The sequence below is a fragment of the Thermoactinospora rubra genome (genome assembly GCF_002093975.1).
Taxonomy (GTDB): domain Bacteria; phylum Actinomycetota; class Actinomycetes; order Streptosporangiales; family Streptosporangiaceae; genus Nonomuraea; species Nonomuraea rubra_A.
Window position 1 is genome coordinate 24,374 of sequence record NZ_KZ084335.1, and the last position, 25,258, is coordinate 49,631.

At 71.3% G+C, this 25,258-nt stretch carries 25 protein-coding genes and 1 pseudogene; 11 read left to right on the forward strand and 15 right to left on the reverse strand.

Annotation, left to right across the window (positions count from 1 at the left end; genetic code table 11):
• Position 1: 1 nt before the first annotated feature.
• Positions 2 to 1,456, reverse strand: a complete 1,455-nt coding sequence (locus BSB02_RS14495) for an aldehyde dehydrogenase family protein (RefSeq protein WP_084959424.1) — start codon at positions 1,454 to 1,456, stop codon at positions 2 to 4.
• A 112-nt stretch (positions 1,457 to 1,568) separates the two neighbouring features.
• Between BSB02_RS14495 and BSB02_RS14500 the strand changes: the two genes are divergently transcribed.
• The 5 genes from BSB02_RS14500 (at position 1,569) to BSB02_RS14515 (ending at position 5,011) form a co-directional block, all read left to right on the forward strand.
• Positions 1,569 to 1,997, forward strand: coding sequence for a MarR family winged helix-turn-helix transcriptional regulator (locus tag BSB02_RS14500; RefSeq protein WP_084959317.1), 429 nt, complete (start codon positions 1,569 to 1,571; stop codon positions 1,995 to 1,997).
• 22 nt (positions 1,998 to 2,019) lie between these two features.
• Positions 2,020 to 2,832, forward strand: coding sequence for an IclR family transcriptional regulator (locus BSB02_RS14505; RefSeq protein ID WP_084959318.1), 813 nt, complete (start codon positions 2,020 to 2,022; stop codon positions 2,830 to 2,832).
• 72 nt (positions 2,833 to 2,904) lie between these two features.
• Positions 2,905 to 3,930 carry an aromatic ring-hydroxylating dioxygenase subunit alpha gene (locus tag BSB02_RS14510; protein WP_084959319.1) on the forward strand — a complete coding sequence of 342 codons (1,026 nt, stop codon included), beginning with the start codon at positions 2,905 to 2,907 and terminating at the stop codon, positions 3,928 to 3,930.
• A complete protein-coding gene (locus tag BSB02_RS41080; protein WP_169729391.1) occupies positions 3,927 to 4,079 on the forward strand; it encodes a hypothetical protein in 153 nt (50 codons plus the stop codon). Before BSB02_RS14510 ends, BSB02_RS41080 begins: the two co-directional genes overlap by 4 nt.
• The gene (locus BSB02_RS14515; protein WP_084959320.1) at positions 4,076 to 5,011 is read left to right on the forward strand and encodes a PDR/VanB family oxidoreductase; all 936 of its coding nucleotides are present in this window, start codon (positions 4,076 to 4,078) and stop codon (positions 5,009 to 5,011) included. Before BSB02_RS41080 ends, BSB02_RS14515 begins: the two co-directional genes overlap by 4 nt.
• On the opposite strand, the gene BSB02_RS14520 is transcribed toward BSB02_RS14515, so the two are convergent.
• The 3 genes and pseudogenes from BSB02_RS14520 to BSB02_RS43510 all read right to left on the reverse strand — a co-directional run.
• The gene (locus tag BSB02_RS14520) at positions 5,006 to 7,180 is read right to left on the reverse strand and encodes an alpha-galactosidase (RefSeq protein WP_084959321.1); all 2,175 of its coding nucleotides are present in this window, start codon (positions 7,178 to 7,180) and stop codon (positions 5,006 to 5,008) included. The genes BSB02_RS14515 and BSB02_RS14520 overlap by 6 nt on opposite strands.
• Before the next feature lie 110 nt (positions 7,181 to 7,290).
• Positions 7,291 to 8,028 (reverse strand): LacI family DNA-binding transcriptional regulator, encoded by a 738-nt coding sequence (locus tag BSB02_RS41440; RefSeq protein ID WP_158088629.1) that lies wholly within the window; start codon positions 8,026 to 8,028, stop codon positions 7,291 to 7,293.
• A gap of 206 nt (positions 8,029 to 8,234) precedes the next feature.
• Positions 8,235 to 8,375, reverse strand: a pseudogene (locus tag BSB02_RS43510) (LacI family DNA-binding transcriptional regulator); the annotation flags it as partial.
• Positions 8,376 to 8,497: 122 nt separating this feature from the next.
• Here BSB02_RS43510 and BSB02_RS14535 point away from each other — a divergent pair.
• Genes BSB02_RS14535 through BSB02_RS14550 form a run of 4 tightly spaced genes read left to right on the forward strand, consistent with a single transcriptional unit; the run spans position 8,498 to position 13,205 of the window.
• Positions 8,498 to 9,823 (forward strand): ABC transporter substrate-binding protein, encoded by a 1,326-nt coding sequence (locus BSB02_RS14535; protein WP_084959324.1) that lies wholly within the window; start codon positions 8,498 to 8,500, stop codon positions 9,821 to 9,823.
• Positions 9,824 to 9,839: 16 nt separating this feature from the next.
• Positions 9,840 to 10,823, forward strand: coding sequence for a carbohydrate ABC transporter permease (locus BSB02_RS14540; RefSeq protein WP_084959325.1), 984 nt, complete (start codon positions 9,840 to 9,842; stop codon positions 10,821 to 10,823).
• Positions 10,820 to 11,731 (forward strand): carbohydrate ABC transporter permease, encoded by a 912-nt coding sequence (locus BSB02_RS14545; protein WP_084959326.1) that lies wholly within the window; start codon positions 10,820 to 10,822, stop codon positions 11,729 to 11,731. The genes BSB02_RS14540 and BSB02_RS14545 overlap by 4 nt, the downstream gene beginning before the upstream one ends.
• A gap of 28 nt (positions 11,732 to 11,759) precedes the next feature.
• Positions 11,760 to 13,205, forward strand: a complete 1,446-nt coding sequence (locus BSB02_RS14550; RefSeq protein ID WP_206184692.1) for a glycoside hydrolase family 32 protein — start codon at positions 11,760 to 11,762, stop codon at positions 13,203 to 13,205.
• Here the strand turns inward: BSB02_RS14550 and BSB02_RS14555 are convergent.
• Together BSB02_RS14555 and BSB02_RS40570 are read right to left on the reverse strand one after the other, a co-directional pair.
• The gene (locus BSB02_RS14555) at positions 13,202 to 14,848 is read right to left on the reverse strand and encodes an acetolactate synthase (RefSeq protein ID WP_084959327.1); all 1,647 of its coding nucleotides are present in this window, start codon (positions 14,846 to 14,848) and stop codon (positions 13,202 to 13,204) included. The genes BSB02_RS14550 and BSB02_RS14555 overlap by 4 nt on opposite strands.
• A gap of 33 nt (positions 14,849 to 14,881) precedes the next feature.
• Complete coding sequence (locus BSB02_RS40570; protein ID WP_084959328.1) at positions 14,882 to 15,850, reverse strand: thermonuclease family protein; 969 nt, start codon at positions 15,848 to 15,850, stop codon at positions 14,882 to 14,884.
• A gap of 59 nt (positions 15,851 to 15,909) precedes the next feature.
• Here BSB02_RS40570 and BSB02_RS14565 point away from each other — a divergent pair, with 59 nt between their 5' ends.
• Positions 15,910 to 16,482, forward strand: coding sequence for a hypothetical protein (locus tag BSB02_RS14565; RefSeq protein WP_084959329.1), 573 nt, complete (start codon positions 15,910 to 15,912; stop codon positions 16,480 to 16,482).
• On the opposite strand, the gene bioB is transcribed toward BSB02_RS14565, so the two are convergent.
• From bioB to BSB02_RS14585, 4 genes are read right to left on the reverse strand one after another with little or no spacing between them, the layout of a single operon-like run.
• Positions 16,479 to 17,474 (reverse strand): biotin synthase BioB, encoded by a 996-nt coding sequence (bioB, locus tag BSB02_RS14570; protein WP_206184693.1) that lies wholly within the window; start codon positions 17,472 to 17,474, stop codon positions 16,479 to 16,481. The two genes, BSB02_RS14565 and bioB, sit on opposite strands and share 4 nt — an antisense overlap.
• 25 nt (positions 17,475 to 17,499) lie before the next feature.
• Positions 17,500 to 18,216, reverse strand: coding sequence for a dethiobiotin synthase (bioD, locus tag BSB02_RS14575; protein WP_084959331.1), 717 nt, complete (start codon positions 18,214 to 18,216; stop codon positions 17,500 to 17,502).
• Between the two features lie 33 nt (positions 18,217 to 18,249).
• Entirely contained in the window at positions 18,250 to 18,969 is a 720-nt protein-coding gene (locus BSB02_RS14580; RefSeq protein WP_084959332.1) for a GntR family transcriptional regulator, read from the reverse strand.
• Positions 18,966 to 20,108, reverse strand: a complete 1,143-nt coding sequence (locus BSB02_RS14585) for an 8-amino-7-oxononanoate synthase (protein WP_084959333.1) — start codon at positions 20,106 to 20,108, stop codon at positions 18,966 to 18,968. Before BSB02_RS14585 ends, BSB02_RS14580 begins: the two co-directional genes overlap by 4 nt.
• A 53-nt stretch (positions 20,109 to 20,161) precedes the next feature.
• Between BSB02_RS14585 and BSB02_RS14590 the strand changes: the two genes are divergently transcribed.
• On the forward strand, positions 20,162 to 21,646 hold the full coding sequence (locus BSB02_RS14590) for a PAS domain-containing sensor histidine kinase (RefSeq protein WP_084959334.1): 1,485 nt from the start codon (positions 20,162 to 20,164) through the stop codon (positions 21,644 to 21,646).
• 179 nt (positions 21,647 to 21,825) lie between these two features.
• On the opposite strand, the gene BSB02_RS14595 is transcribed toward BSB02_RS14590, so the two are convergent.
• The 5 genes from BSB02_RS14595 to BSB02_RS39595 form a co-directional block, all read right to left on the reverse strand.
• Entirely contained in the window at positions 21,826 to 22,080 is a 255-nt protein-coding gene (locus BSB02_RS14595; RefSeq protein WP_084959335.1) for a WhiB family transcriptional regulator, read from the reverse strand.
• Positions 22,081 to 22,359: 279 nt separating this feature from the next.
• The gene (locus BSB02_RS14600; protein WP_084959336.1) at positions 22,360 to 23,295 is read right to left on the reverse strand and encodes a diacylglycerol/lipid kinase family protein; all 936 of its coding nucleotides are present in this window, start codon (positions 23,293 to 23,295) and stop codon (positions 22,360 to 22,362) included.
• A 28-nt stretch (positions 23,296 to 23,323) separates the two neighbouring features.
• On the reverse strand, positions 23,324 to 23,896 hold the full coding sequence (locus tag BSB02_RS14605) for a hypothetical protein (RefSeq protein ID WP_206184694.1): 573 nt from the start codon (positions 23,894 to 23,896) through the stop codon (positions 23,324 to 23,326).
• Complete coding sequence (locus BSB02_RS41445; protein ID WP_206184695.1) at positions 23,893 to 24,147, reverse strand: hypothetical protein; 255 nt, start codon at positions 24,145 to 24,147, stop codon at positions 23,893 to 23,895. The genes BSB02_RS14605 and BSB02_RS41445 overlap by 4 nt, the downstream gene beginning before the upstream one ends.
• Complete coding sequence (locus BSB02_RS39595) at positions 24,144 to 25,238, reverse strand: hypothetical protein (RefSeq protein WP_143590665.1); 1,095 nt, start codon at positions 25,236 to 25,238, stop codon at positions 24,144 to 24,146. The genes BSB02_RS41445 and BSB02_RS39595 overlap by 4 nt, the downstream gene beginning before the upstream one ends.
• Between the last annotated feature and the right edge of the window lie 20 nt (positions 25,239 to 25,258).

Sequence of the window (25,258 nt, forward strand, 5' to 3'; positions counted from 1 at the left end):
TTCAGTCCAGTGAGACGACGACGGACTTGGTCCTGGTGTACGAGGCGAGGGCCTCCGGCCCGTACTCCCGTCCGTAGCCGGAGTCCTTGACACCTCCGAACGGCACGGCGGGATCGAGCATCGCCCAGTCGTTGACCCAGACGATCCCGGCCTGGAGCCTGGCCGCCACCCGGTGCGCGCGGGCCACGTCGGCGGTCTGGATCCCCGCCGCCAGTCCGTACGGCGTGGCGTTGGCCATCTCGACGGCCTCGTCCTCGGAGTCGAACGGCTGAACGGTGAGGACCGGGCCGAAGATCTCCTCCTGGACGACCCGGGAGCCGGCGGCCAGGTCGGCGATGACGGTGGGCCGGTAGTAGTAGCCGCCGTTCAGGTCGAGCCGCTCGCCGCCGCACACGATTCGGCCGCCCTCCCGGCGGGCCTGTTCGACGTACTCCTCGACCTTCTTGACGTGCCGGTCGGCGGCCATCGGTCCCACGACGGTGCCTGGGTCGCGGGGGTCGCCGACCGGGACGCCGGGAACGGCCTGGGCGAGGATGCCGAGGATCGTCTCGTAGAGCGGCCGGGCGACCAGCAGCCGTGGCCCGGCCATGCAGAACTGGCCGGTGTTGAAGACGAACGCCTTGATGATCGCGCCGATGGCCTTGTCCAGGTCGGCGTCCTCGAAGACGAGGTGGGCGGCGTTGCCGCCGAGTTCCATGGTGACCGGCTTGAGCGCCGCGCCCGCGACGCTCGCGGCGTGCCGCCCGACGGCCGTGGAGCCGGTGAAGGCGATCTTGTCGATGCCCGGGTGCTCCAGCAGGGCCTTCCCGGCCTTCGCGCCCATGCCCGTGACGACGTTGACCACGCCGTCCGGGACGCCGGCCTCCTGGAACAGCCGGGCCATGAACAGGGCGCTCAGCGGTGTGTCCTCCGACGGCTTGTGCACCACGGTGTTCCCGGCCGCGAGCGCCGGCGCCAGCTTGGAGCCCGACAGGATGAGCGGGAAGTTGAACGGCGTGATCGCGGCCACCACGCCCAGCGGTTCGCGGCGGGTGTAGGCCAGGGCGTTCAGAGGGGTCCCCCGGGTGGCGCCGTCCAGGGTCTGCGCCAGGCCGGCGTAGTACTCGTACTGCTCGGCCGTCGTCTCGACGTCGACCGCGCGGCACAGCGTGACCGGCTTGCCGACGTCCAGGCTCTCCAGCCGGGTGAGCTCGTCGGCGTGTTCCCTGACGAGGTCGGCCACCCTGCGCAGTACGCGGGCCCGCTCCCGGCCGCTCGTCGCGGCCCACGGTCCCCTGTCGAACGCCTCGCGGGCGGCTCCGACGGCGGCGTCGACGTCGGAGGCGTCGGCATCGGCCACGGTGGCGGCCACCCGGCCGGTGGAGGGGTCGACGACGTCCGCGCGACCACCGCCCGCCGATTCGCGCCACCGCCCGCCGATGAACAGCAGGCCGTCCTCGATTTTGTGGTCGCCCATGCCGAGCCGTCCCTTCACCTGGGGAATCCGGCGATCTATCATCAGGAAACCTGATAAAGCGAAGTGTCGTTACAATCAGGATTCCTGTCAATGCTCCGGAGTGGGGAACGTGATGGCGACTTCCGCGTCGGGCCCGTCTCTGCTCTACATGGTCAAGCGGGTGGAGCTGGTGGTCAGGTCGCACCTGGACGCGCTGCTCCGGCCGGCGGGCATCACGGCCCAGCAGTACACCGCGCTCAGCGTCCTGGAGCGGCACGACGGGTTGTGCGCGGCCGAGCTGGCACGCCTCTCCTTCGTCACGGCGCAGTCGATGGCCGACATGGTGCGGGCGCTGGAGGACCGGGGGCTCATCCGCAGGGAGCGCAATCCGCGCAACCGCAGGGAGCTGCTCATCCTGCTGACCGACGCGGGACGCGACGTGCTCGCCCGTTTCGAGGCCCCGGTCCGCGAGCTCGAGGAACGCATGGTCGGGGGGCTGACCGCCGCCCAGGTGAAGGTGCTGCGGGAGGCGCTCACCAAGGCGTGGAGGGCACTGTCCTGAGCGACCGGGTTGGGAGTGAGGCATGCAGCAGCGCCGCCCGTCCGTGACGCGGAGGGTCCTCGGCATCCTCGACGCCTTCACGCCGGACCGGCCCGCCCTGCCGCTGGCCGAGATCGCCCGGCGCGCGGGCCTGCCGCCCGCCACCGCCCACCGGCTCGTCACCGAGCTGACCCGCTGGGGCGCGCTGGAACGCGGCGGGCGCGGCGTCTACCGGATCGGGCTGCGCCTGTGGGAGGTGGCCGCCCTGGCCCCGCGCGGGCTCGGATTGCGTGAGGCGGCCATGCCGTTCCTGGAGGACCTCTACGAGGCCACGCACGAGAACGTCCAGCTCGCCGTCCTGGACGGGCTGGAGGTCGTCTTCGTCGAGCGCATCTCCGGCAGGGACGCGGTCCACGTCTTCACCCGGGTCGGCGGGCGCTTCCCCGCCCACGCCACCGGGGTGGGGCTGGCGCTGCTCGCGCACGCCGACCACGAGCTGCAGGAACGTGCCATCGCCGCGCCCAAGGCCCGCCTGACCCCCAAGACGATCTGCGCGCCCGACGAGCTGCGCCGGGCCCTCGCCGAGGTGCGGCGCACCGGGGTGGCCATCAGCGACGGGCAGGTCGAGCTGGTGGCGCTGTCGGTGGCCGCGCCGGTGTTCGGGCCCGGCGACAGGGCGGTGGCGGCCGTGTCGGTGGTCGTCCCGTCGCGGGAGCGGGCCGCGCAGCCGCTGATCCCGGCGGTCCTGGCCGCCGCGCGGGGCATCTCGCGGGCGCTCGGCGCGCCCAGGGCGATCCGCGTTCCCCCCACCCTCCGCAGGCTCCCGCCCGGACAGCCATTCCATCCAACGGAATGAGCGTGGCCCGGCCGTCGGCCCATTGGCGAAAGTCGGGGCATTCCCGTTCCCCGTCCGCCGAGGAGCCCGGCCATGCCGTTCCCGCGCAACCAGTGGTACGTCGCCGCCTACGGCGAGGAGGTCGGCGACGGCCTGCTCGCCAGGACGATCTGCGGCGAGCCGATCCTGTTCTACCGCACCGCCGCCGGGCGGGTCGCCGCGCTGTCCGACCGCTGCGTCCACCGCCGCTACCCGCTGTCGGAGGGCAGCAGGGACGGCGACACGGTCGTGTGCGGCTACCACGGCTTCACCTACGCCCCGGACGGCCGGTGCGTCGCCGTACCGGGCCAGGCCCGCATCCCCCGCACCGCCCGCATCCCCGTCTATCCCGTCGTCGAGCAGGACACGCTCGTGTGGGTGTGGATCGGCGACGCGAACGCCGCCGACCCGGCCGCCGTCCCGCGGGCGCCCTGGCTGGCCTCCCCCGACTGGACCACCGTGCGCGGCATGGAGCCGCTGGCCGCCCGCTACGAGCTGCTCGTGGACAACCTGATGGATCTGTCGCACGAGACCTACCTGCACGGTGGCTACATCGGCACCCCGGAGGTGGCGCAGACGCCCATCACCACCGAGGTGGACGAGAAGGCCGGGGTCGTCTACGTCAGCCGGCGCATGACCGACGCCGAGTGCCCGCCCTTCTACGCCCGCTCCACCGGCATCGAGGGCCGCATCGACCGCTGGCAGGACATCGAGTACCACCCGCCGTGCCTGTACCTGCTCCACAGCCGCATCGCCCCCACCGGCGTGGCGCCCGGACCCGACGGCGACGACAGCCGCGCCTGCCACGCCGAGATCGTCTACGCGATCACGCCCGAGACCGAGACCAGCACGCACGACTTCTGGATGGTCTCCCGCGACTTCGCCCGCGACGACGAGGAGGTCAGCGCGTTCCTGGCCGAGAGCAACCGCACCGTCGTGCTCCAGGACGTGCGCGCGCTCGACCTGCTGGAGCGGGTCATCGCCACCGAGCCGGAGGGCTACCAGGAGCTCAGCATCAACATCGACACGGGCGGGCTGGCCGCCCGCCGCCTGCTCAAGCGGATGATCGAGACGCCATGACCGCGACACGGCTGAGGGTGGAGTGGACTCCCGGCTCCGACGTGCTGACCGGCGTGTGCCACTGCGGCGCCGTACGGCACGCCGAGGACCCGGTGGAGATCTGGGCCCTGCTCCTGGACCACCCCGAGCACGCGAAGGACTCTCCATGACGATCACGTTGGTGGTGGCGGCCAAGCGGACCGCCGCCGAGGGGGTGGCGCACCTGACGCTGCGCGCCGCCGGCGGTGGCCCGCTGCCGCCCTGGACGCCGGGTGCGCACCTCGACCTGGTCCTGGGGCCCGGCCTGGTGCGCCAGTACTCCCTGTGCGGCGACCCCGCCGACCGGTACGCCTACGAGATCGCCGTGCTGCGCGAGCCGGCGAGCCGGGGCGGCTCCCGCCACGTCCACGAGCGGCTGGCCGTGGGCGACAAGGTCGACGCGCGGGGGCCGCGCAACACCTTCGAGCTGGTCCCGGCCAAGCGGTACCTCTTCATCGCGGGCGGCATCGGGATCACGCCGATCCTGCCGATGCTGGCCGAGGCCGAGCGGCTCGGCGCGGCGTGGCGGCTGCTGTACGGCGGGCGGACCCGGGCGTCGATGGCCTTCAGGGAACGGCTGGCCGCCGACCCCCGGGCCGAGCTCTGCCCGCAGGACGAGACGGGCCTGCTCGACCTCGACCGCTGGCTCGGCGAGCCGTCCTCCGGCACGCTCGTCTACTGCTGCGGCCCGGCGCCCCTGCTGGACGCCGTGGAGGCGCGGTGCGCGGGATGGCCGCCCGGCAGCCTGCGCGTGGAACGCTTCGCCCCCAGGGACGGCGCGGAGCCGGGTCCCGGGGAGGAGTTCGAGATCGAGCTGGCCCGCTCCGGGCTGACGCTGCGCGTGCCGCCCGGGCGATCGGTGCTGTCGGTCGTCGAGGAGGCCGGGGTGCCGGTCCTGTCGTCCTGCCGGGAGGGCACCTGCGGGACCTGCGAGACCGGCGTGCTGGACGGCGTGCCCGACCACCGGGACTCGCTGCTCACCCAGGAGGAGCGGGAGGCCGGCGACACGATGCTGATCTGCGTCTCCCGCGCGTCGAGCTCCCGGCTGGTCCTGGACCTATGACGTCCTGGTCAGCCGGAGCAGCAGGAGGTGTTCGGGATACAGGTCGGGCGCCTGGATCCCCACCCGGCCCAGCACCCTCCCCGGGAGGTGCACGCGGCCCGCGGTCAGCCACGCCGGGAGGACGCTGTTGACTCCCGCGGGCGTGCCGGCGGGCGGGAGGGGTTCCACCCGATACACCGCGTCGGGATCGAGTCCGGGCAGCCGCACGCGGCCGGGCGGTGCGGTGACGGGGGTGGCCATGGCGACCAGGGCGAAGATCGCCTCGGAGCCGTTCTCGGCCACCACGCCGTGCACCCACAGCGCGGGATCCGGATGGTCGGCCCGCACGGTGCGTCCGGTGTGCAGCAGGTCGCGGACGCTCTTGTAGAGCGAGATCCAGCGCGCCAGCTCCTCCAGCTCTGCCGCGGAGGCTCCGGTGAGGTCCCACTCGATGCCGAAGTGCCCGAACAGCGCCGTTCCTGCGCGGAAGGCCAGGCCGTGGCGGCGTCCGGTGGTGTGGGCGTACGGCGCGCCGACGTGCGACCCGATCAGCTCGGGCGGCAGCAGCAGCTGGGTCCAGCGCTGGATCGACTGGCGTTCGAGCGCGTCGATGCAGTCGCTGGCCCACACCCGGTCGGTGCGCTGGAGGATGCCGAGGTCCACGCGGCATCCGCCGGAGGAGCAGGACTCGATCTCCAGGCCGGGGTGGCGGCGGCGCAGCTCGTCCATCATCCGGTAGACCGCGAGCACCTGGCGGTGGACGGCGGCCTCGCCGTACGGGCTGTGGCCGGCGTCGACGAGGTCCCGGTTGTGGTCCCACTTGAGGTAGTCGATGCCGTACTCGCCGACCAGGCTGTCCAGGCGATTGAGCACGTAGGCGTACGCCTCCGGGTGCACCAGGTCGAGCACCTGCTGGTGCCTGGCCTCCGGTGGCGTGCGCCCGCCGGTCGACATGATCCAGTCGGGGTGGGCGCGGGCGAGAGCGGAGTCCGGGTTGACCATCTCGGGCTCGACCCACAGGCCGAACTGCATGCCGAGCGCTCGCACGTGCTCCACGAGGGGCCACAGGCCCGAGGGCCAGACGGTCTCGTCGACGTACCAGTCGCCGAGCCCGGCGTGGTCGTCGCGCCGCCCCCGGAACCACCCGTCGTCGAGCACGAACCGCTCCACGCCCGCCTTCGCGCCCAGATCCGCGAGCCGGCGCAGCTTGTCCAGGTCGTGGTCGAAGTACACGGCCTCCCAGGTGTTGAGCACGACCGGGCGCGGGCCGGCGGGATGGTGGGGGCGGGCGCGCAGCTCGCGGTGGAACCGCTCCGACACCGCGTCCAGGCCGTGGCCGTGCGCCGCGTACAGCCAGGGGCCGGTGTACTCCTCGCCGGGCGCCAGCCGTACCTCGCCGGGGAGCAGCAGCTCGCCGCCGCCCAGCACGGCCCGGCCGTCGGGCAGCCGCTCGGCGAAGGTGGTGTGGTCGCCGCTCCAGGCCACGTGCACGGACCAGACCTCGCCGGAGCGGAAGCCGAAGCCCGGAACGCCGGCGGTGAGCATGAGGGTCGCGTCGGCGCCGGTGCGGCCGCGGCGGTTCTCGCGCACCCGGGCGCCCACGGTGAACGGCTGGCGCTGCGGCGACCGCTCGCGCAGGTGCCGCCCGGTCAGGTCGAGCAGTTCGGCGGCGTGGGAGGGCACCGGCAGCGCGAGCACGAGCCCGTCCAGGGTGTACGGCTCGGCCTCGTGCAGGTTGCCGACGGCGGCGCGCATCTTGACCAGGCCGGCCCTGGTCAGGCCGATGTCCAGCACAAGGGCCAGCCGGGCGGTCGCGTCCTCGGCCCGCACCCGCACCAGCCGGTCCTCGTCGCCGTCGCCGGCCTCCACAGACGTCACGGTGAACAGCGGCGACCAGTCCCGGCCGTCCCGGTGGCCGCGCAGGCCGGGCAGCCCGGGCCAGCCGGTCCCCGGCTCGGGCAGCACCGCGACGGACATGGGCTCATCCAGCGTGTTGGAGACCACCGGGGGCACGCCGGCCAGCGCGAGCTCGGCGAGCTGCTCGGAGGACAGGTCGCCGAGATCGTCACCCCAGTGCAAGACACGCGGCAACCCCTCGCCGCCGAGGTCGATCAGCAGGCTGACGCCTGCCTCACGCAGGTGCAGCAGGCGCGGCTCCGGGTTCGCGCGGGCGGTCTTCTCGGGTGTCATGAAGCTCCCTCTTCGGAAAGGGCAAGTCTGAACAAGGCGGTTCGGTGGTGCGGTTTCGCGTGTTCCACGGGTGCGAGCCGGGGGAGCCGTGCCCCCGGCGGGCGGGACGGTCAGGGCCGGACCGCGGGCGCGGTGCTTTGCCGTGCCACCAGCACGCTGGGCACCAGCCGCTGCGCGGGCGGGGCGTCGGGGGCGGTGAGATGGTCGATGAGCGCCTCCACCGCGGCGGCCGCGATCTCCCGGGCGGGCGGGGTGGCCGAGGTCAGCTGCGGGTCGGTCCACTCCGGCTCGCCGTTGGAGCACAAGACCAGGGACAGCCGCTCGGGTATCGGGCGGCCGAGCGCGCGCGCCTCCCGCATCGCACCCAGGGTGGCCTCCCAGTTGTAGGAGATGACGGCCGTGGTGTGCGGCGCGGTCTCCAGGAGTGAGCGGAGCGCCGCCCTTCCGGCCGCGATGGTGTGCTCGCCGGCCACGATGGCGCACTCGAGCCCGCGCTCGGCGCACGTCTTGCGGACGGCGTCGGCGAAGCGCACCGCCGCGCCGATGCCGCGGGTGCCGCGCTCGTACGGCGCGTTCAGCATGCCGATCGACCGGTGCCCGAGCTCGGCGAAGTGGTCGATCACCAGGCCGGCGATCTGGTCGAAGTCCGCGTCCGCGTAGGGCAGGCGGTCGGGGCTGCGGGTGCGCCCGATCAGCCCGACGGGGATCCCGGCCGAGGTGAGCAGCCGCACCCGCTGGTCGGAGAGGGCGACCTGCATGAGCAGGAACCCCGCGACCAGCCCGGTCCTGGCCAGCTGGCGCAGCCCGTCCAGGTCGCGCGAGCCGGAGGTCCACAGCCGGAGGTCCACAGCACGACGTGGAAGCCGCGCTTCCTGGCGGCCTCGGTGGCGGCCAGGATGTATTCCATGTCCGTCCCGACGATCGTGCGCGGCTCGGAGGGGAAGACGATGGCGATGATCCGGCTGCGGCCACCGGCCAAGGCACTCGCCATGGCGTTGGGTGTGTAGCCGAGCTGCTCCATCGCGGCGAGGACCCGCTGGCGGGTCTCCGGGCGGATGGAGGGGGCGCCCGCGATCACGTGGGAGACGGTGCCGGTGGAGACTCCGGCGAGGCGGGCGACGTCGGCTCTGGTGACCATGTGCCAAGTGTCCTGCGGATGTCGGGTGGAGACCAATCGGGGATGAACGTTACGCATCTGTAACCGCCTGGTGGTTCAGATGTCACGCGGACTATTTCTATCTTTGACGCGCGTCACTTTTTGACGCGCGTCAATACTAGCCCGTCGTCGAGCCCCCGCGGCAGTACAAGGAGTCACAGATGCGACGGACGAAACTCATCACGACGTTGGTGCCCGCCACGGCGGCCGTGCTGCTCGCGAGCGGTTGCCTCAACGACGGCGGCTCGACGGCGAGCAGTGCGGGCCGCGACGGCGGCAGCGGCGACAAGACCGTGGAGATCATGACCGGTCTCACCGGCGACGGCCTGGAGGCCCTGAAGGTGTCGCTGGAGCCGTACGCCAAGCAGCAGGGCATCACGATCAAGTGGTCGCCCGCCGACAACTTCAACCAGCTCATCGTCACCCGGGTACAGGGCAACAACCTGCCCGACATCGCGCTGTTCCCGCAGCCGGGCATCATGAAGGACCTCGCCGCCAAGGGACGACTCGCCCCGCTGGACGGCATCCTCGACCTGCCGACGCTGAAAAGCAGCATGTCGGCCGGGACGCTGGAGGCCGGCACCCATGACGGCAAGCTCTACGGGCTCATGGTCAGCATGAACGTCAAGAGCCTCGTCTTCTACCCCAAGCAGGCGTTCGAGTCGGCCGGCTACCCGATCCCGAAATCCATCCCCGAGCTTCTCCAGCTCACCGACAAGATCAAGGCCGATGGGAAGATCCCCTGGTGCCTGGGCATCGAGTCGGGCCCGGCCACCGGCTGGCCCGCCACCGACTGGATCGAGGAGCTGGTGCTCAAGTACGGAGGCATCGACAAGTACAACCAGTGGGTCGAGCACAAGATCCCCTTCGACTCCCCGCTGGTACGGCAGGCCGCCGGCACCTTCGAGAAGATCGCCTTCACCGAGGGCAACGTGCTCGGCGGGCGCAAGTCCATCTCCAGCAACGCCTTCGGCACGGCGGGCAACCCCATGTTCCGCAACCCGCCCGGCTGCTACCTGTTCAAGCAGGGCAACTTCGTCGCGGCCAAGGGCTTCTTCCCCGACGACGTGCTGGCCGACATCGACAACCGTCTCGGCGTCTTCGGATTCCCCCCGGCCACCGCCGGCGGGGACAACCCGGTGGAGGGCGGCGGCGACCTGGCGGGCCTGTTCAGCAAGGACAACGAGGCCGCCAAGAAGGTCCTGCAGTACATGAGCACCAAGGACTTCGGCGCGGCCGGGGCCAAGACCGGGGCGTGGCTGTCCCCGCACAAGGACTTCGACGTCTCCCACTACCCGTCGAAGACCATCCGGGACATCGCTGAGATCGCCTACGGCTCGACCTCGTTCGCCTTCGACGGGTCCGACGCGATGCCCGGAGCGGTCGGCTCCGGGACGTTCTGGAAGGCCATGACCTCCTGGATCAGCGGCCAGCAGACCACCGACGAGGCGCTGAAGTCCATCGACGCGAGCTGGCCGGCCAACTGACCCTGGGAGCAACGCCATGCTGGTCAAGACGATCAACGCCATCCTGGCCGTCGTCGCGGGAGTGGGCGGCGCACTGCTGCTGTTCTGGGTCCTCAACCGGCTGGCGGAGCTGTTGCCGGGCCGATGGGAGGCGTGGCTCAAGCCGTACCTCTACATCGGCCCGGCCTTCCTCGCGATCTGCCTGTACCTGATCTACCCGGCGATCCAGACGGTCAACTACAGCTTCGCGAACGCCGACAGCACCGCCTACGTCGGGGTGGAGAACTACACCTCGCTCCTGGGATCGCCGGGATTCCGCTCCACCCTGGTCAACACGCTCCTGTGGATCGTCATCGTGCCCGCGGCCACCATCGGTCTCGGGCTCGGCATCGCCGTCCTCGCCGACCGGCTCAAACCGCGCGCCGAGAAGCTGGCCAAGACGGCCGTCTTCATGCCCATGGCCATCTCCGCCGTGGGCGCGGGCACCATCTGGCGCTTCGTCTACGCGGCCAACCCGCCGGGAGAGCCCCAGATCGGCCTGCAGAACGCGATCGTGACGGGCCTGGGCATGGAGCCGGTCAACTGGCTCCAGATCAGCCAGTTCAAGTTCAACAGCCTCGAGCTCATGGTGATGCTGCTGTGGGCACAGGTCGGGTTCGCCATGGTGCTGCTGTCGGCGGCCATCAAGAGCGTGCCCGCCGAGACCCTGGAGGCGGCCAGGATCGACGGGGCCGGCGAGTTCCACATCTTCCGCAAGGTGATCGTCCCGCAGATCCGCGGGACGATCATCACGGTCTTCGTCACGGTGACGATCGGCGTCATGAAGCTCTTCGACATCGTCTACGTCATGACCAACGGCGACTTCGACACCAACGTCATCGGCGTGCAGTTCTTCAACGAGCTGTTCACGAACTTCCACAACGGGCGGGCGGCGGCGATCGTGGTCATGCTGATGATCGCCATCGTGCCCATCATGATCTACCAGGTGCGGCAGTTCCGCGCCGAGGAGGCGGGACGATGAGCGTCGCCACCCGATCCGAGACACGTCCCGCCCTGCACCGGAAGGCGGCGCGGCGCCCGGCGCGCACCCGGGGCGAGGCCACCGTGATCGCCAAGATCACGATGGCGTTCGTCTGCACGCTGTGGCTGCTCCCCACCGTCGGCCTGCTCGTCACGTCCTTCCGGACCAAGGACGACGCGAACACCAGCGGCTGGTGGACGGTCCTCACCGACCCCGCCTCCCTGGCCCGCCTGACCACCGACGCCTACGGCGAGGTCATCGCCCAGGCCAACCTCGACGAGGCGTTCGTCAACAGCTTCGCCATCGCGCTGCCCGCCACGTTCATCCCGCTCCTCATCGCGGCGTTCGCGGCCTACGCGTTCGCGTTCATGAGCTTCCCGGGGCGCAACGCGCTGTTCATCCTGATCGTCAGCCTGCTGGTCGTGCCCAACTACGTGGCGCTCGTCCCGGTGCTGCAGCTGTACGGCGACCTGCGTCTCACCGGGACGTTCCCGGCCGCCTGGCTGGCCCACATCGGGTTCGGCATGTCCCTGGCGATCTACATCCTGCGCAACTACATGGCGACCCTGCCCAGGTCGGTGCTCGAGTCGGCGAGGATCGACGGCGCGAGCCACTTCACGACGTTCTGGCGCGTCATCATGCCGATGTCCGTGCCGGCCCTGGCCTCCTTCGCCATCTTCCAGTTCCTGTGGGTGTGGAACGACCTGCTGGTGGCGCTGGTCTTCGTCGGGCCGGGGGAGAACCAGCCGATCACGGTGGCGGTCAAGGCCCTCATCGGCCAGCAGGGCCAGGGATGGCAGCTGGTCACGGCCGGCGGTCTGGTGTCGATGGTCGTGCCCGTCCTGTTCTTCCTGTCGCTGCAAAGGTTCTTCGTGCGCGGCCTCACGGCCGGGTCCGTGAAGGGCTGACCACGTTTCCACCGTTCGAGGAGAGTTCTTGTCCCACCGCTCCCTGCCCCGGCGCGAGCCGTACCGCCCGCAGATCCACTACACGCCCGCGCGCAACTGGATGAACGATCCCAATGGGCTGGTCTGGCACGACGGCGAATATCACCTGTTCTACCAGTACAACCCTGAAGGCGATCAGTGGGGCAACATGTCGTGGGGCCACGCGGTCAGCCCCGACCTGGTGCACTGGGAGGAACTCGGCACGGCCATCCCGGCGACCGAGGACGAGCACGTCTTCTCGGGCAGCGTCGTGATCGACGAGCACGGCACCGCGGGCTTCGGCAGGTCCGCCGCGGTCGCCGTCTACACCGCGAGCTGCCAGCGGACCGGCGTCCAGACGCAGGCGCTCGCCTCCAGCGCCGACCGTGGCCGGACCTGGACCCGCTACCGCGGCAATCCGGTCCTCGACATCGGTTCCAAGGACTTCCGCGATCCGAAGGTGTTCTGGTACGCCGAGGGCGGCTACTGGATCATGGCGATCGCGCGGTGCTCCGAGCGGCGGATCGCCCTGTACCGGTCCGCCGACCTGAAGGCGTGGACCTGGCTCAGCGACTTCGGCCCCGCCGGGGCGACGCTGGGCGAGTGGGAGATGCCGGACCTGTTCCGGCTGCCCCTCGAGGGCGGGGGATCCAGGTGGGTGATGCTGGTCAGCGTCAACCCGGGCGGCCCCGCCGGAGGCTCCGGCGTGCAGTACTTCGTCGGCGACTTCGACGGCGTGACCTTCACGCCGGAGGACGCCTCGGGCTCCTGGGCCGATGTCGGCCGCGACTTCTACGCCGCCGCCACCTGGGAGGGCACGCCGGAGGGACGGCGCTGCCTGATCGGCTGGATGGCCAACTGGGGTGACGCCGCGGCCATCCCCACCCATCCCTGGCGCGGCGCCATGACCCTCTCCCGCGAGCTGTCGCTCGTCACCGCCGGCGGGCGGACCTGGCTGGCGCAGCGCCCCGTCGCGGCGGTTCGCGACCTGCGCGCGGGCGAGCCGTTCACGTTCGGCGATCTCGAAGTGAGGGGCGACGTGCCGCTGCTCGGCCACCTGGACGAGGGCGCGCTGGAGGTGACCGCGGAGTTCGAGCCGGGTACGGCCGAGCGCGCAGGGCTCGTCCTCGGGGACGGCGCCATCGTGATCGGATACGACGCGCGGACGGGAGAGCTGTTCGCCGAGCGCGGACCCGGCCCCGTCACGGCCGGCCGCCACGGGGGCACGGCCGTGCTCCGGGACGGCAGGATCCGGTTCACCGCCTACGTGGACGCGTGCTCGGTGGAGGTCTTCAGCGACGACGGGCGGACCGTCATCACCGACCTCTTCTTCCCCGAGCGCCGGGCCCTCGGCCTGTCGGCCGTGGGCGGGACCGCGTCACTGGTCTCGCTGGTCGTCCAGCCTCTCCGGCCGGCTCGGCGTGACGTCCGCTCACCCGGTCCGCACGGTGCCTAGACGCCCGTCGTGGTGCGCGGGTAGGCGATCTCCGGGTCCGTCGCGATGTTCACCATGTACGGCACGCCGGAGTCGAACGCCCGGCGCAGCGCGGGAGCGATCTCCGACGGCTTGGTGACCAGCTCGCCGCCCCCGCCGAGCGCGGTGACGACCTGGTCGTAGCGGCAGTGCGGCTGCAGCTCCGCGGCCACGTCGTAGCCGTACAGCATCCGCATCGGGTGCTTCTCCAGCCCCCAGATGCCGTTGTTGCCGCAGATCATCACCACCGGCAGGCGGTGCCGTACCAGGGTGTCGACGTCCATCAGCGAGAACCCCGCCGCGCCGTCGCCGAGCAGCAGCACCACCTGGGAGGACGGGCGGGCCACGCGGGCGGCGATGGAGTAGCCCAGGCCGGTGCCGAGGCAGCCGTAGGGGCCGGGGTCGAGCCAGTTGCCGGGGCGCTTGGGCTCGACGTACTTGCCCGCGTAGGAGACGAAGTCGCCGCCGTCGCCGATGACCACGGCGTCGTCGGCCAGCACCTTGGCCAGCTCGCCGTAGATGCGCATCGGGTGGATGGGGTCGGACTCGGCGGCCAGCAGCTCGGCGTCCTGCGCGATCGCCGCCGCCGCGGCCTCGGACAGGCGCGTCACCCAGTCGGCGTAGCGGGTGGGCTTGACGCCCGCGTCGCCGCAGGCCGCGCCCAGGCTCCAGAAGACCAGCGACAGGTCGCCCGAGGCGGACGCGGCGGGCTGCATGTGGGTCGCAAGCTGCGACGGCGCGTCGGCGATGTGCACGACGCGGGCCAGAGGCGCCCCCTCCTTGCCGCCGAACCAGCCGTAGGCCAGGCGGAAGTCCAGCGGCGTGCCGACCACGATCACCAGGTCGGCCTGGCCGAAGGCGATGCCGCGGGCCCGGGTGACCAGCAGCTCGTGACCGGCGGGCAGGACGCCGCGGCCCTGGCCGTTGGGGATCACCGGCAGCCGCCAGGCCTCGGCGAAGTCGCGGGCGGCCTCCTCGGCGCGGTCCATCCACACGTCCGAGCCGAGCACCAGCACCGGCCGCTCGGCCTCGGCCAGCAGCCGGGCGATCCGCGCCACCGCGTCGGGGTCGGGCTCCAGCGGCGAGGGCGTCAGCGGCTCGGCGGCGTGCCCGGCGGCGGGCGCGAACAGGTGGTCCATGTGGAAGTCGACGAACACCGGGCCGCGGTGGGGCGCGAGCGCGGTGCGGAAGGCCAGCTCCACGTCCTGGCCGACGGCGTCGGCGCCGGAGGAGGTGAAGGCCAGCTTGGTGATCGGCTCCAGCAGCGGCGGATGGTCCAGCTCCTGCAGGGCGCCGCTGCCCCAGCGGGACTGCGGCGCGCGCCCGCCCATCACCACGACCGGCGAGCCGTTGAAGTGCGCGGTGGCGATGCCGCTCACGCCGTTGGTGATGCCCGGACCGGCCGTCAGCACGGCGAGCCCGGCCTTCCTGGTCAGCCTGGCGGTCGCCTCGGCCGCGAAGACGGCGCTCTGCTCGTGGCGCACGTCGAGGATGCGCATGTCCTCGTGCACCGCGCCGTCATACAGCGGGAAGACGTGGCCGCCGGACAGGGTGAACATGGTCTGGACGCCATAGGCCTTCGAGACGGCGACCGCGGCGTCGCCTGCGTGCTTCGCGGACTCCATGCCCGGAACCTACCAGCCGGTTACCGAATGAAACTACAGTGGCGGGACGGACCAGCCCTTCTCCCGGAACAGCGGAGCGTGCTCGGCGTTGACGAACAGCCGGTCCTCCGGATGCGGGATGCGGAAGTAGCTCTGCGGGTGCAGCAGCTCGCGGGCGTCGTCCGACAGGTCCATCACGTAGCGATCGGGAGCCCGCCGCTGGGCCAGGAAGCGCAGCTCGAAGGGCAGGACGGCGAGCGGGCCCGCGTGGTTCCACAGCCCCAGCCCCTCCTGCCGCGCCTTGCGCACGGCCTGCCGCGCCCGGCCCAGCGCGCCCGCCTCGGCGACGGCATGCGCGCTTCCCGGCGCGGGCACCGCGTCGGCCACGCGCCCCTCCTGGCGGACGAAGGGGTCGACGTTGGGCCAGATGAAGTACGGCACGACGTGCCCGGCCGCCAGCAGCCGCTCGTTGTAGGGGTCGGGCCGGGGCCTTTGCCGCTGTTCCCGGTTGACGTAGCACAGCAGCCTGCCGTACCGGTCGAGGATCTCGTGCGCGAACGCCAGCCGCAGCTTGAACGTCTCCCCGGTGAGCCCCTGCTCGGCGATGTCGCCCTGGATCATGTCCTTGAGCGCCTGGGTCGCCGGGGCGGCGTGGTGCGCGTGGTTGGGACCGGCCTCCGGGCCCACCTTGGTCAGCATGTGGTCGCGCAGCGCGGCACGCAGGGTCAGCTCGGGGTAGCCGGCGGCGAACGGGTCGGTCAGGAACCGGGTCCACGCCGGGTGGCCGATCTTCGCGAACCCCTTCGGGTCGTCGGGGAAGTCGGGATGCCTGGGCAGCTCGAAGCTGACCTCGGGGGCGTCCACGCCGAGCATGCGGACGCCGAAGTTGCCGTCGGCCGCGATGTTGATCGTGTCACCGTCGTGCACGACCTTGTCGAGCGGTTGCACCGCGCCGCCGGAGCGGGCCAGCAGCCCGTGTCCCACCGTGATCCCGGGAACGGGCTGTTCGATCGCCTTCGCCATACCTGCATCATCACCGAACCGGCGGCCCGCGTCCCGCGTCTACCTCAAGCATGATGACGATGTTGACGAATGCCGCCGTCGCCGTGACCTTGCTGGCGCCGGTGATCCCGCAGGACTTCCTGCTGTTCGAGAAGGCCGCCAAGGGACCCAGGAAGGAGTGGCAGAGCTGGCAGGTCTCCGGCGACGTCCGCAGGCCGCTGCTGGTGAACCCCTGCTGGCGCAAGCGCGCGGACGAGGCCGCCCGGGTGGCCGCCCGCACCGTCGGCTTCACCGACGAGGTGTACGGCAAAGCCGAACAGCTCGTCGTCTACCGCGACGCCGGCCAGGCCAGGCAGGCCATGAACCGGCTGCGCGCCGACCTCAAGAAGTGCGCCGACATCGGCAAGGGCCACAACCGGGCGCTCAACTTCAGCAAGCCGCTGAAGCTGGGCGACGAGGCCCTGCGGTCGGGCAGCCGCTACTTCGAGGGCGGCCAGGTGGCCGTGGTGGCCAGGAAGGGCGCCGTCGTCTTCCTCTACGCCGAGACGGCCGTGCCGACCAGGCGGCTGCCGGCCAAGCAGTTCAAGAACGTGCTGCGCTGGGCGAACCAGATGGCCGGCAAGGTGTGCGCGCTGCCCCAGGCCGGCTGCTAGAGCGTCTGCGACAGCGCCTTGATCGGCATCTTGAGGTCGTCGAGCAGCGCCAGGTCCTCGGCGGGGGAACGGCCCAGCGTGGTCAGGTAGTTGCCGACGATGATGGCGTTGATGCCGCCGAGCATGCCCTCGCGGGTGCCCAGGTCGCCGAGCGTCAGCTCGCGGCCTCCGGCGTACCGGAGGATCGTGCGCGGCAGCGCCAGCCGGAAGGCGGCGATGGTCTTCAGCGCCTCCTTGCCCTCCACCAGCGGGTAGTGGGCGAACGGCGTGCCGGGGCGGGGGTTGAGGAAGTTCAGCGGCACCTCGTCGGGCTCCAGCTCGCCCAGCTGGGCGGCGAACTCGGCGCGCTGTTCGAGGCTCTCGCCCATGCCGATGATGCCGCCGCAGCACAGCTCCATCCCGGCCTTCCTGACCATCAGGCAGGTGTCCCAGCGCTCCTCCCACGTGTGGGTGGTCACGACGTTGGGGAAGTGGGAACGGGCGGTCTCGAGGTTGTGGTTGTAGCGGTGCACGCCCATCCCGGCCAGCTCGTCGACCTGCTCCTGGGTGAGCATGCCCAGGGAGCAGGCGATGTTGATCTCGACGGCCTCCTTGATGGCCGCCACGCCCCGCCGTACCTGGTCCATGAGCCTGCGGTCGGGGCCGCGCACGGCGGCGACGATGCAGAACTCCGTCGCGCCCGTCTCGGCGGTCTCCTTGGCGGCCTTGACCAGCTCGTCGATGTCGAGCCAGACCGCCCGCACCGGCGAGGAGAACTGGCCGGACTGCGAGCAGAAGTGGCAGTCCTCCGGGCAGCCGCCCGTCTTCAGCGAGACGATTCCCTCGACCTCCACCTCGGGGCCGCACCAGGCCATCCGCACCTCGTGGGCGAGGGCGAGCAGCTCGGGCAGCCGGTCGTCGGGCAGGCGCAGGCACTCCAGCGCCTGGTCGAGGTCGAGGCCGACGCCCCGCTCGAGGACCTGGGCGCGGGCGATCTCCAGGATGTCCGTCACGGGGGACAAGCTTAGGGGCGGGGGTTCAGGGGGCGACAGTGAAGGTACGGCGGAAGGCGGCGGGGTCGAACGAGCCGCCCAGGACGGGGGCCAGGCCGGTCCTGGCGATCGAGGCGAAGCCCTCGGCGCGGGCCGCGCCGGCCGGGAGGGCGCCGGCGAGCGGCCGGGCGGCCAGCATCTCCAGGTCGGCCACGTTGCACCGCTCGGCCAGGCCGGGCTCGCGCGGCCAGGAGCCGATCACCACGCCCGCCAGGTCGAGGCCGCGGTGGGCCAGCGCCTCCAGGGTCAGCGCTGTGTGGTTGAGCGTGCCCAGGCCCGGCCGGACGACGACCAGCACCTGGGCGCCCAGGTCGCGGGCGAGGTCGGCGATGGTGGCGCCCTCCTCGTCGTAGCGGACCAGCAGGCCGCCCGCGCCCTCGACCAGGACCAGGCGGTGGGACTCGGCGAGCTCGCGGATCCGGGCGGCCGCGTGCCGCAGCGACACGGGCGGAAGGCCCGCCCGGCGCGCCGCCGCCGCGGGCGACAGCGGGTCGGGGAAGCGCGCCAGCTCGAACGTCGTGGTGACGCCCGCCAGGCGCACCACCTCGTCCATGTCGCCGGGCTCGCCGGGCAGGACGCCGGTCTGGCCGGGCTTCACCACGGCCACCGTCGCACCGCGCTGCCTCGCCAACGCGGCCACGGCGGCCGTGACGACCGTCTTGCCCACACCGGTGTCGGTTCCGGTGACCACCAGGACGCTCATGGGGGTAAGGGTAGGCCCCTCTGCGGGAGCGGCCTACGGCCGGCGCAGCCGCGTGACGAACTTGTACCGGTCCCCTCGATACAGCGACTGCGCCCACTCCACCGGGTTGCCCTCCGCGTCGAAGGCGTGCCGGGTCAGCAGCAACATCGGCAGCCCCACGTCGACACCGAGCATCTGCGCGTCGTACGGTGTCGCCAGCACCGTCTCGATGATCTCCTCGGCGTCCGTCAGCCGCACGTTGTAGGCGTTGTGCAGGGTCTCATACAACCCGGAGTGCACCTCGAGCTCCTTGCGCAGCCGGGGGAAGCGCCGGGCCGACAGGTGGGTGGTGTCGATCGAGACCGGCTCCCCGTTGGCCAGCCGCAGCCGGTGGATGCGCAGCACCCGCCCGCCCGGGTTGATGGCCAGCCGCCGCGCCAGCGTCTCATCCGCCGAGATGTACCCGATCTCCAGGATCTTCGTGTCCGGCTCCAGCCCGGCGTTGCGCAGGTCGCCGATGTAGGAGCTGAGCTGCAGCACCTGGGCGACCTTGGGCTGGGCGACGAAGGTGCCCTTGCCCTGGATGCGGATGAGCCGCCCCTCGACCACCAGTTCCGACAGCGCCTGCCGCACGGTGGTGCGGGAGGTCTCGAACCGGACGGCGAGCGTCCGCTCGGGCGGCAACGACGCCCCCGCCGGCAGCGACTTCGTCAGCTCCAGCAGGTTCCGCTTGACGTCGTAGTACTTCGGAACTCGGGGGTTTTCTTCCGTCACGCGCTCACCTTGCTCTCTGCCACGGCGGTGAGGGCGTGTCTGATCACCGCGAGATCATCGGAACTCAGATTGGCCCGCGCGGTCAACCGCAGGCAAGAGCGGCCGACGGGCACCGAAGGCGGACGGAAGCATCCGACGCGCACTCCGTGCTGCGCGCAGGTGGCGGACGCCCGCAGCGCGGCCTCGGGAGGGCCGAGCACCACGGGGACCACCGCACCCGCCGGCTCGCTCGTCTCCAGGCCGAGCTCGCGTGCCGTCGCGGCCAGCTCGCTCGCCCTGGCACGGGCGAATCCGGGCAGTTCGGGCTGGTTCCGAAGGATATCGACGGCCGCGAGTGCCGCCGCCACCGGGCCCGGCGCCAGGCCGGTGTCGAAGATGAAGGAGCGTCCCGTGTCGATCAATGTTTCGATCACCTCCGGCGCGCCGAGGACCGCCCCGCCCTGGGACCCGAGCGATTTGGACAGTGTGAGGGTTCTCACAATGTGAGATTCCCGAAATAGCCCGGTTGAGTGCACCGCGCCGCGGCCATGTTCGCCGACGACGCCGAGCGCGTGGGCCTCGTCCACCACGAGCATGGCGCCGTGCCGTACCGCCGCCTCCGACAGCTCCGCGACGGGCGCCAGGTCGCCGTCGACGGAGAAGACGGCGTCGGTCACGACGACGGCGTGCTCCTCCTCACGGCCGGCCAGAGCCTTCTCGACGGCCTCGACGTCTTTGTGCGGCGTCACGACCACCCGCGAGCGGGCCAGGCGGCAGGCGTCGACGATGGAGGCGTGGTTGCCCGCGTCGGACACCACCAGCGCCCCCCGGCCCAGCGTGGCGACCGCCGCCAGGTTGGCCAGGTACCCGGAGGAGAACACCAGCGCCCGATCCGCCCCGCAGAAGTCCGCCAGCGACTCCTCCAGCCGCTCGTGCAACCGAGTGGACCCGGTCACCAGCCGCGAGCCGGTCGAGCCCGTGCCCCACACCCGCGTGGCCTCCACGGCCGCCTCAATGAGCCGCGGGTCGCGGGCCAGGCCCAGGTAGTCGTTGGAGGCCAGATCCAGCAGGCCGTCGAAGTCCGGCGTGCGAGGCCACAGCGTGCGCGTCAGGCCGGCCTCGCGGCGGGCGGCGGCAGCCGTACGGAGTCTGTCGAGCATGTGCGCATCTTGCCAGTTTGGAGATACGGGGCGGCAACACGCATGATGCACTCGTGCCCACGCTCAGCGACCTCGCGGTCCGCCACACCGCACTCGACGCCTCCGACATCGAGTGGCTCCACACGCTGGTCTCCGACTGGCAGCTGCTGGCCGACCTGTCCTTCGCCGACCTGATCCTGTGGGCGCCGCTGCCGGGCGAGGCCGGCTGGGTGGCCGTCGCCCAGATGCGCCCCACGACGGGCCCGACGGTCTACCACGACGACGTCGTCGGCACGGTCGTCAAGCAGGGCGAGCGCCACCTCATCGACACGGCCTGGCGGGAGCGCCGCATCTGCCGGGAGGGCGACCCCGACTGGTCGACGGGCGTGCCGGTGCGGGAGGAGACCATCCCGGTACGGCACGCCGAAGGCCGCTGGCTGGGCGTCATCCAGCGCTCGACCAACCTGTCGTCGGCGCGCACGCCGTCCCGGCTGGAGCTCACCTACCTGCAGAGCGCCTCCGACCTGGCGCAGATGGTCGCCGAGGGGCGCTTCCCGTTCGCCGGTGAGCCGCCGATCCTGGTGCGCTCGCCGCGCGTCGGCGACGGGCTGCTGCGCCTGGACCGCGCCGGGCGGGTCACCTACGCCTCGCCCAACGCCCTGTCGGCCTACCGCCGCCTGGGCCTGCACGCCGACCTCGTCGGGGCCGAGCTCGGGCGGCTGACGGCCCAGCTGTGCTACTCCGACGAGCCGATCAACGAGGACCTCATGATCGTGGCCAGCGGCCGCGCGGCCAAGGAGACCGAGGTCGAGTCGGGCGGGACCATCGTGCAGCTGCGCGCGATCCCGCTGATCGTGGGCGGCGGGCGCATCGGCGCCCTGGTGCTCCTGCGCGACGTGACCGAGCTGCGGCGGCGCGAGCGCGAGCTGATGACCAAGGACGCCACGATCCGCGAGATCCACCACCGCGTGAAGAACAACCTCCAGACGGTGGCCGCGCTGCTGCGCCTCCAGGCCCGGCGGCTGCGGGTCCCGGAGGGGCGCGAGGCGCTGGAGGAGGCGGTCCGGCGCGTCGGGTCGATCGCGATCGTGCACGAGACGCTCTCGCACGCACCCGAGGAGTTCGTCGACTTCGACGACATCGCCGACCGCGTGATCGCGATGGCGGGCGAGGTGTCGGCGCCCGAGGCCGCGGTGACGCCGCGCCGCGTGGGCAGCTTCGGGGTGCTGCCGTCGCTGATCGCCACCCCGCTGGCGATGGCCCTGACCGAGCTGTTGCAGAACGCCCTCCAGCACGGGCGTCCCAGGCGGCTGGAGGTGGTGGTGACCTCGGAGTTCGCGCCCGCGGGACGGGAGCCGCGCCGCGAGCGGTTGACGGTGTCCGTGCGGGACGACGGCCGGGGTCTGCCGGCGGACTTCGACCTCGACAGCAGCACGAGCCTGGGGCTGCAGATCGTGCGGACGCTGGTGGAGGGCGAGCTGTCGGGACGGCTGACGATCGAGCCGCGGGAGGGCGGGGGAACCGCGGTCACCCTGTCGATCCCGCTGCCGGCCGCCTGACCGGCTCGGCTCGGGGTCGGGGTCGGGTGACCGTACGGCGGGGCCGCGGGTCGCGGCGGGGTGGCGTTCAGCGGCGGGTGCGCTCAGGATCCGACGTGGACGCGGCCGGTGCGCTCAGGAACCGACGAGGACGCTGCGAGGTGGCGCTCAGGGGGTCGGCGCGAGCGCGGCCGGTGCGGTCAGAAGCTGGCGCGGGCGCGGGCCCGGGCCGTGCGGCGCTTGAGTGCCCGGCGCTCGTCCTCGCTCAGGCCGCCCCAGACGCCGGCGTCCTGCCCGGACTCCAGCGCCCACTGCAGGCACGCCTCGGTGACCGAGCAGGAACGGCAGACCTGCTTGGCCTCCTCGATCTGCAGCAGAGCGGGTCCGGTGTTGCCGATGGGGAAGAACAGCTCCGGGTCCACGTCACGGCAGGCGGCTCGGTGGCGCCAGTCCATGCGTCCACTCCTTAGTAGATGGAGTCGATGGTTTGACTCCGTGCGGCCACTACTTTGTGAAGACTTTCACTAACGAGTGCGAACAGGCACCCGAATCTGGTGATCCGGGCTTGTTCCTTGATCGTCGGGGGCGGACCCTTGGGGGTTTCGTTCAAAGGTCCTACGTTCCGACGTCACTGTTGAGCCTTTCAGCCACGCTCAGTGCACGCAAGGGGGTAGCGGCGATGTTTTGGCGGATATGGCTGTAAAATACGTCACACAATGACGGAATGTAACCACTTAGACCACTATTTGTAACGCATTCGGGATAGACCGGAACGTTACGGACTCGAGCTCCCCCAGGTAGTCGCCGTCGAGCTGGAAGGCCACGGGCCGCTCGGCGGCCAGCGTGAACTCCGCCTCGTCGTGCAGCTGAACCAGGTGACGGCCCTTCGGCCAGGTGTCGCGCTCCTGGAGCAGCTGCCGCACGAGCGACAGCACGGCCGGCAGGCCCAGCCGCCGCAGGGCCAGCAGGTCCAAGCCGGTCTCGAAGCTCGCCCACGGCGTCGGCAGCACCGGCTTGGGCCCCACGTAGGTCCAGGGGGAGGTGTTGGACACGATCGCCATGAACACCCCCTCGGCCGTGGGGATGCCGGGGCCCGTGAGCGTCATGGCCGGATGCCGCCTGTCGGTCTGGAAGTAGCGCCGCACCGCCGTCATGACGTACCGGGCCGGCGTGGCCTTGCGCCCGTTGCCGCGCATGCCCTCGACCGCCCGCACCACCTCGGCGTCGTAGCCCAGGCCCGCGCAGAAGGTGAAGTAGCGGTGCCGTCCCTCCCACGACGCCTGGCCCAGCCCGATCGTCCTGGTCCTGTCCTCCTGCAGCGCCTCCAGCACCATCCCGGTGGCCTCGACCGGGTCGTTGGGCAGGCCGAGCGCGCGGGCGAACACGTTGGCGCTGCCGCCCGGGATGACCGCGAGCATGGGCCGCCCGCCGCCGTTCACGGGGTTCAGCAGGCCGTTGGCCGTCTCGTTGATGGTCCCGTCGCCGCCCAGCACGACCACGAGGTCGTAGCCCTTGGCGTGGGCCTTGCCGGCCAGCGTGGCCGCGTGCCCTCGGTAGCCGGTCTGCTCAACCGTCAGCTCCACGGCCGCCCCGAGCGCCCTGATCAGCACGTCCCTCGTTCGAGAGTTGGTAGTGGTCGCTTTGGGATTGACCAGGAGCATTGCCCGCATATCGCCCAGAGTAGTCGGCGGCTGCCGCCTAATGGCACTGCGAACCCACGGCAAGCATCAGGTCTTCGATCAGGAACGCCAAGGTGGCGGCGATCGTATCCGGATCCGCCAAGGGCCCTGCCGCTTGTGCGGCCATGGTGGCGTACGGCCCGGCGGGGCTGGTGCCGTGTGACCGCAGTGATCTGATCGCCTGGCGTGTGGTTTCCGAGCACAGAGGCTCCTCGGCGAGTCGGGTCAGCTGCAACGCCAGCGTGTTGGTCTCCACACTCTGAAGGAGCCGGAGAACATCCAGGCTGTCCTTGGGGCTCAAGCGCTCGGGTTGCCGGAGCCGTTCGTCAATCTTGATCGTCTTGGCCACGAGGAGCGCTGCGGGGCCGGCGACACGGATGGTGAAAGAGCGTCCGTCGTCGTCTGCCAGACCGGTGACGGTGTGCTCGCTGTTGTCGATGACAGCTGCTTCCAGTCCGGTCGTGCGGCGTGCGACGCGGTTTCCATGGACGGGGATGCGGGCGCCGCGGCGTCCACCACTCCCGCTGAGAGCGTCGGGAACCATCAGATCCACGGCGACGCCCAGCCTGCCGTGCCAGGTGCCGGGATTCACCCCAGGTCTGAACCCGCGGCTCGCAGCGCTTCCTCCAACAGGGGTTCGTCACGCAGCTTGTCGGGCGCCAACGCGATGTCGGCGTCGGTAGTCGTGGGTGCCACGGCGATGTCCGCATCTCCGGTGTGAAGGTAGACAGCCTGGGCGCCGACCAGGACGACCGCGTCGATGTGCGGGCCGAGGGCCGCCAGTGCGTCGAGGAGGACCGAGCGGGCCAGAACATACTCAGCAGGTGCCGAATCAGCCCTCATCGTGCCCACTCCTCATCGTCTGCGGCCAGAACATCCAAGAGCTGCTCTGCCTCTTCTGCGGATCGTCCAGGGCCGGTGAGGAGGTCGGCCGCTGTTTGACTCGGACTTGCGTACCTGAGCCCGTCACGGATGACGGAGTTCGCATGGACGACCTCATCGAAGGGTTCGACCAAGAGCACGTTGGCGCCGGCTTCGGTCGGCCGCAGGCGGAGCTCTCGTGAGAGGGCAAACGGATCGTCCACGAAGATCGCCAGGACGGTGAGCGGCGTGATGGGGGCGAGGGAGGCCGGCAAGTACGCCCGGCTTGCCGCGCTGCCGGTCAGGGAGTAGCGGCCTTGATAGTGGCGCAGGTCTGCCAGAGTTCTGTTGAGCCCGCGGAGGGCGACCGACGGCGTCACCGCGTTGGACCGCGTTAGACCGTAGACCCGCGTCCAATGGCGGAGAAGCGCTCGTTTCCGCACGCCCTGGACGGATCCATCGGTTCCTCGGGTGATCAGGATTTCCTTGGTCAGCAGTTCGAGCACCCGTGAGCTGGTGGCCACGCCAACCTGGGCCCGTTGGGCAAGAGCACGCACGCCGATGGGTCCGCGCCCATCCATCAGGGCGCGGACCACGCGGGCCGCTCCTGGGCCGCGAAGCGACCGCAGGCGTCTTTCCCCGGGAACGGCGAACGGGTCGCGATCAGCGCCTTGACGATCAAGGAAGAGTGCTGGCCGGCTCAGCCGCATCCGCACGTTGCCCGTGCTGTCGAACCACCCGAGCCCCAGCTCGGCGAGGACTTCCCGCACGCGGGGCGAAAGGTACGGCGCTGCGAGAACAACACCTTGATCACATTCCAGCGGGGGCAAGCTCGGAAGCCGGCGCTCCATCGTCGCGTGCAACGAGGGAACATCCCGAGGCTGGACAGCGGTCTTTGTTGCGACGAGGAGGCGCGCATGTGTTCCGTCGGGCGCTGTGAGTTCGATGATCCCGTCAAAGGCGTCGGGACGAACAACCAGACCGACCTGCCAGTCGTCTGGCAATGTGGACCGGAGGAACGTCTCCATGTCGTACAGCAGGCGTGTTCCGCTGCTGGTAGGGTTCCGCTTCACGTGGAACACCTTAATACGCG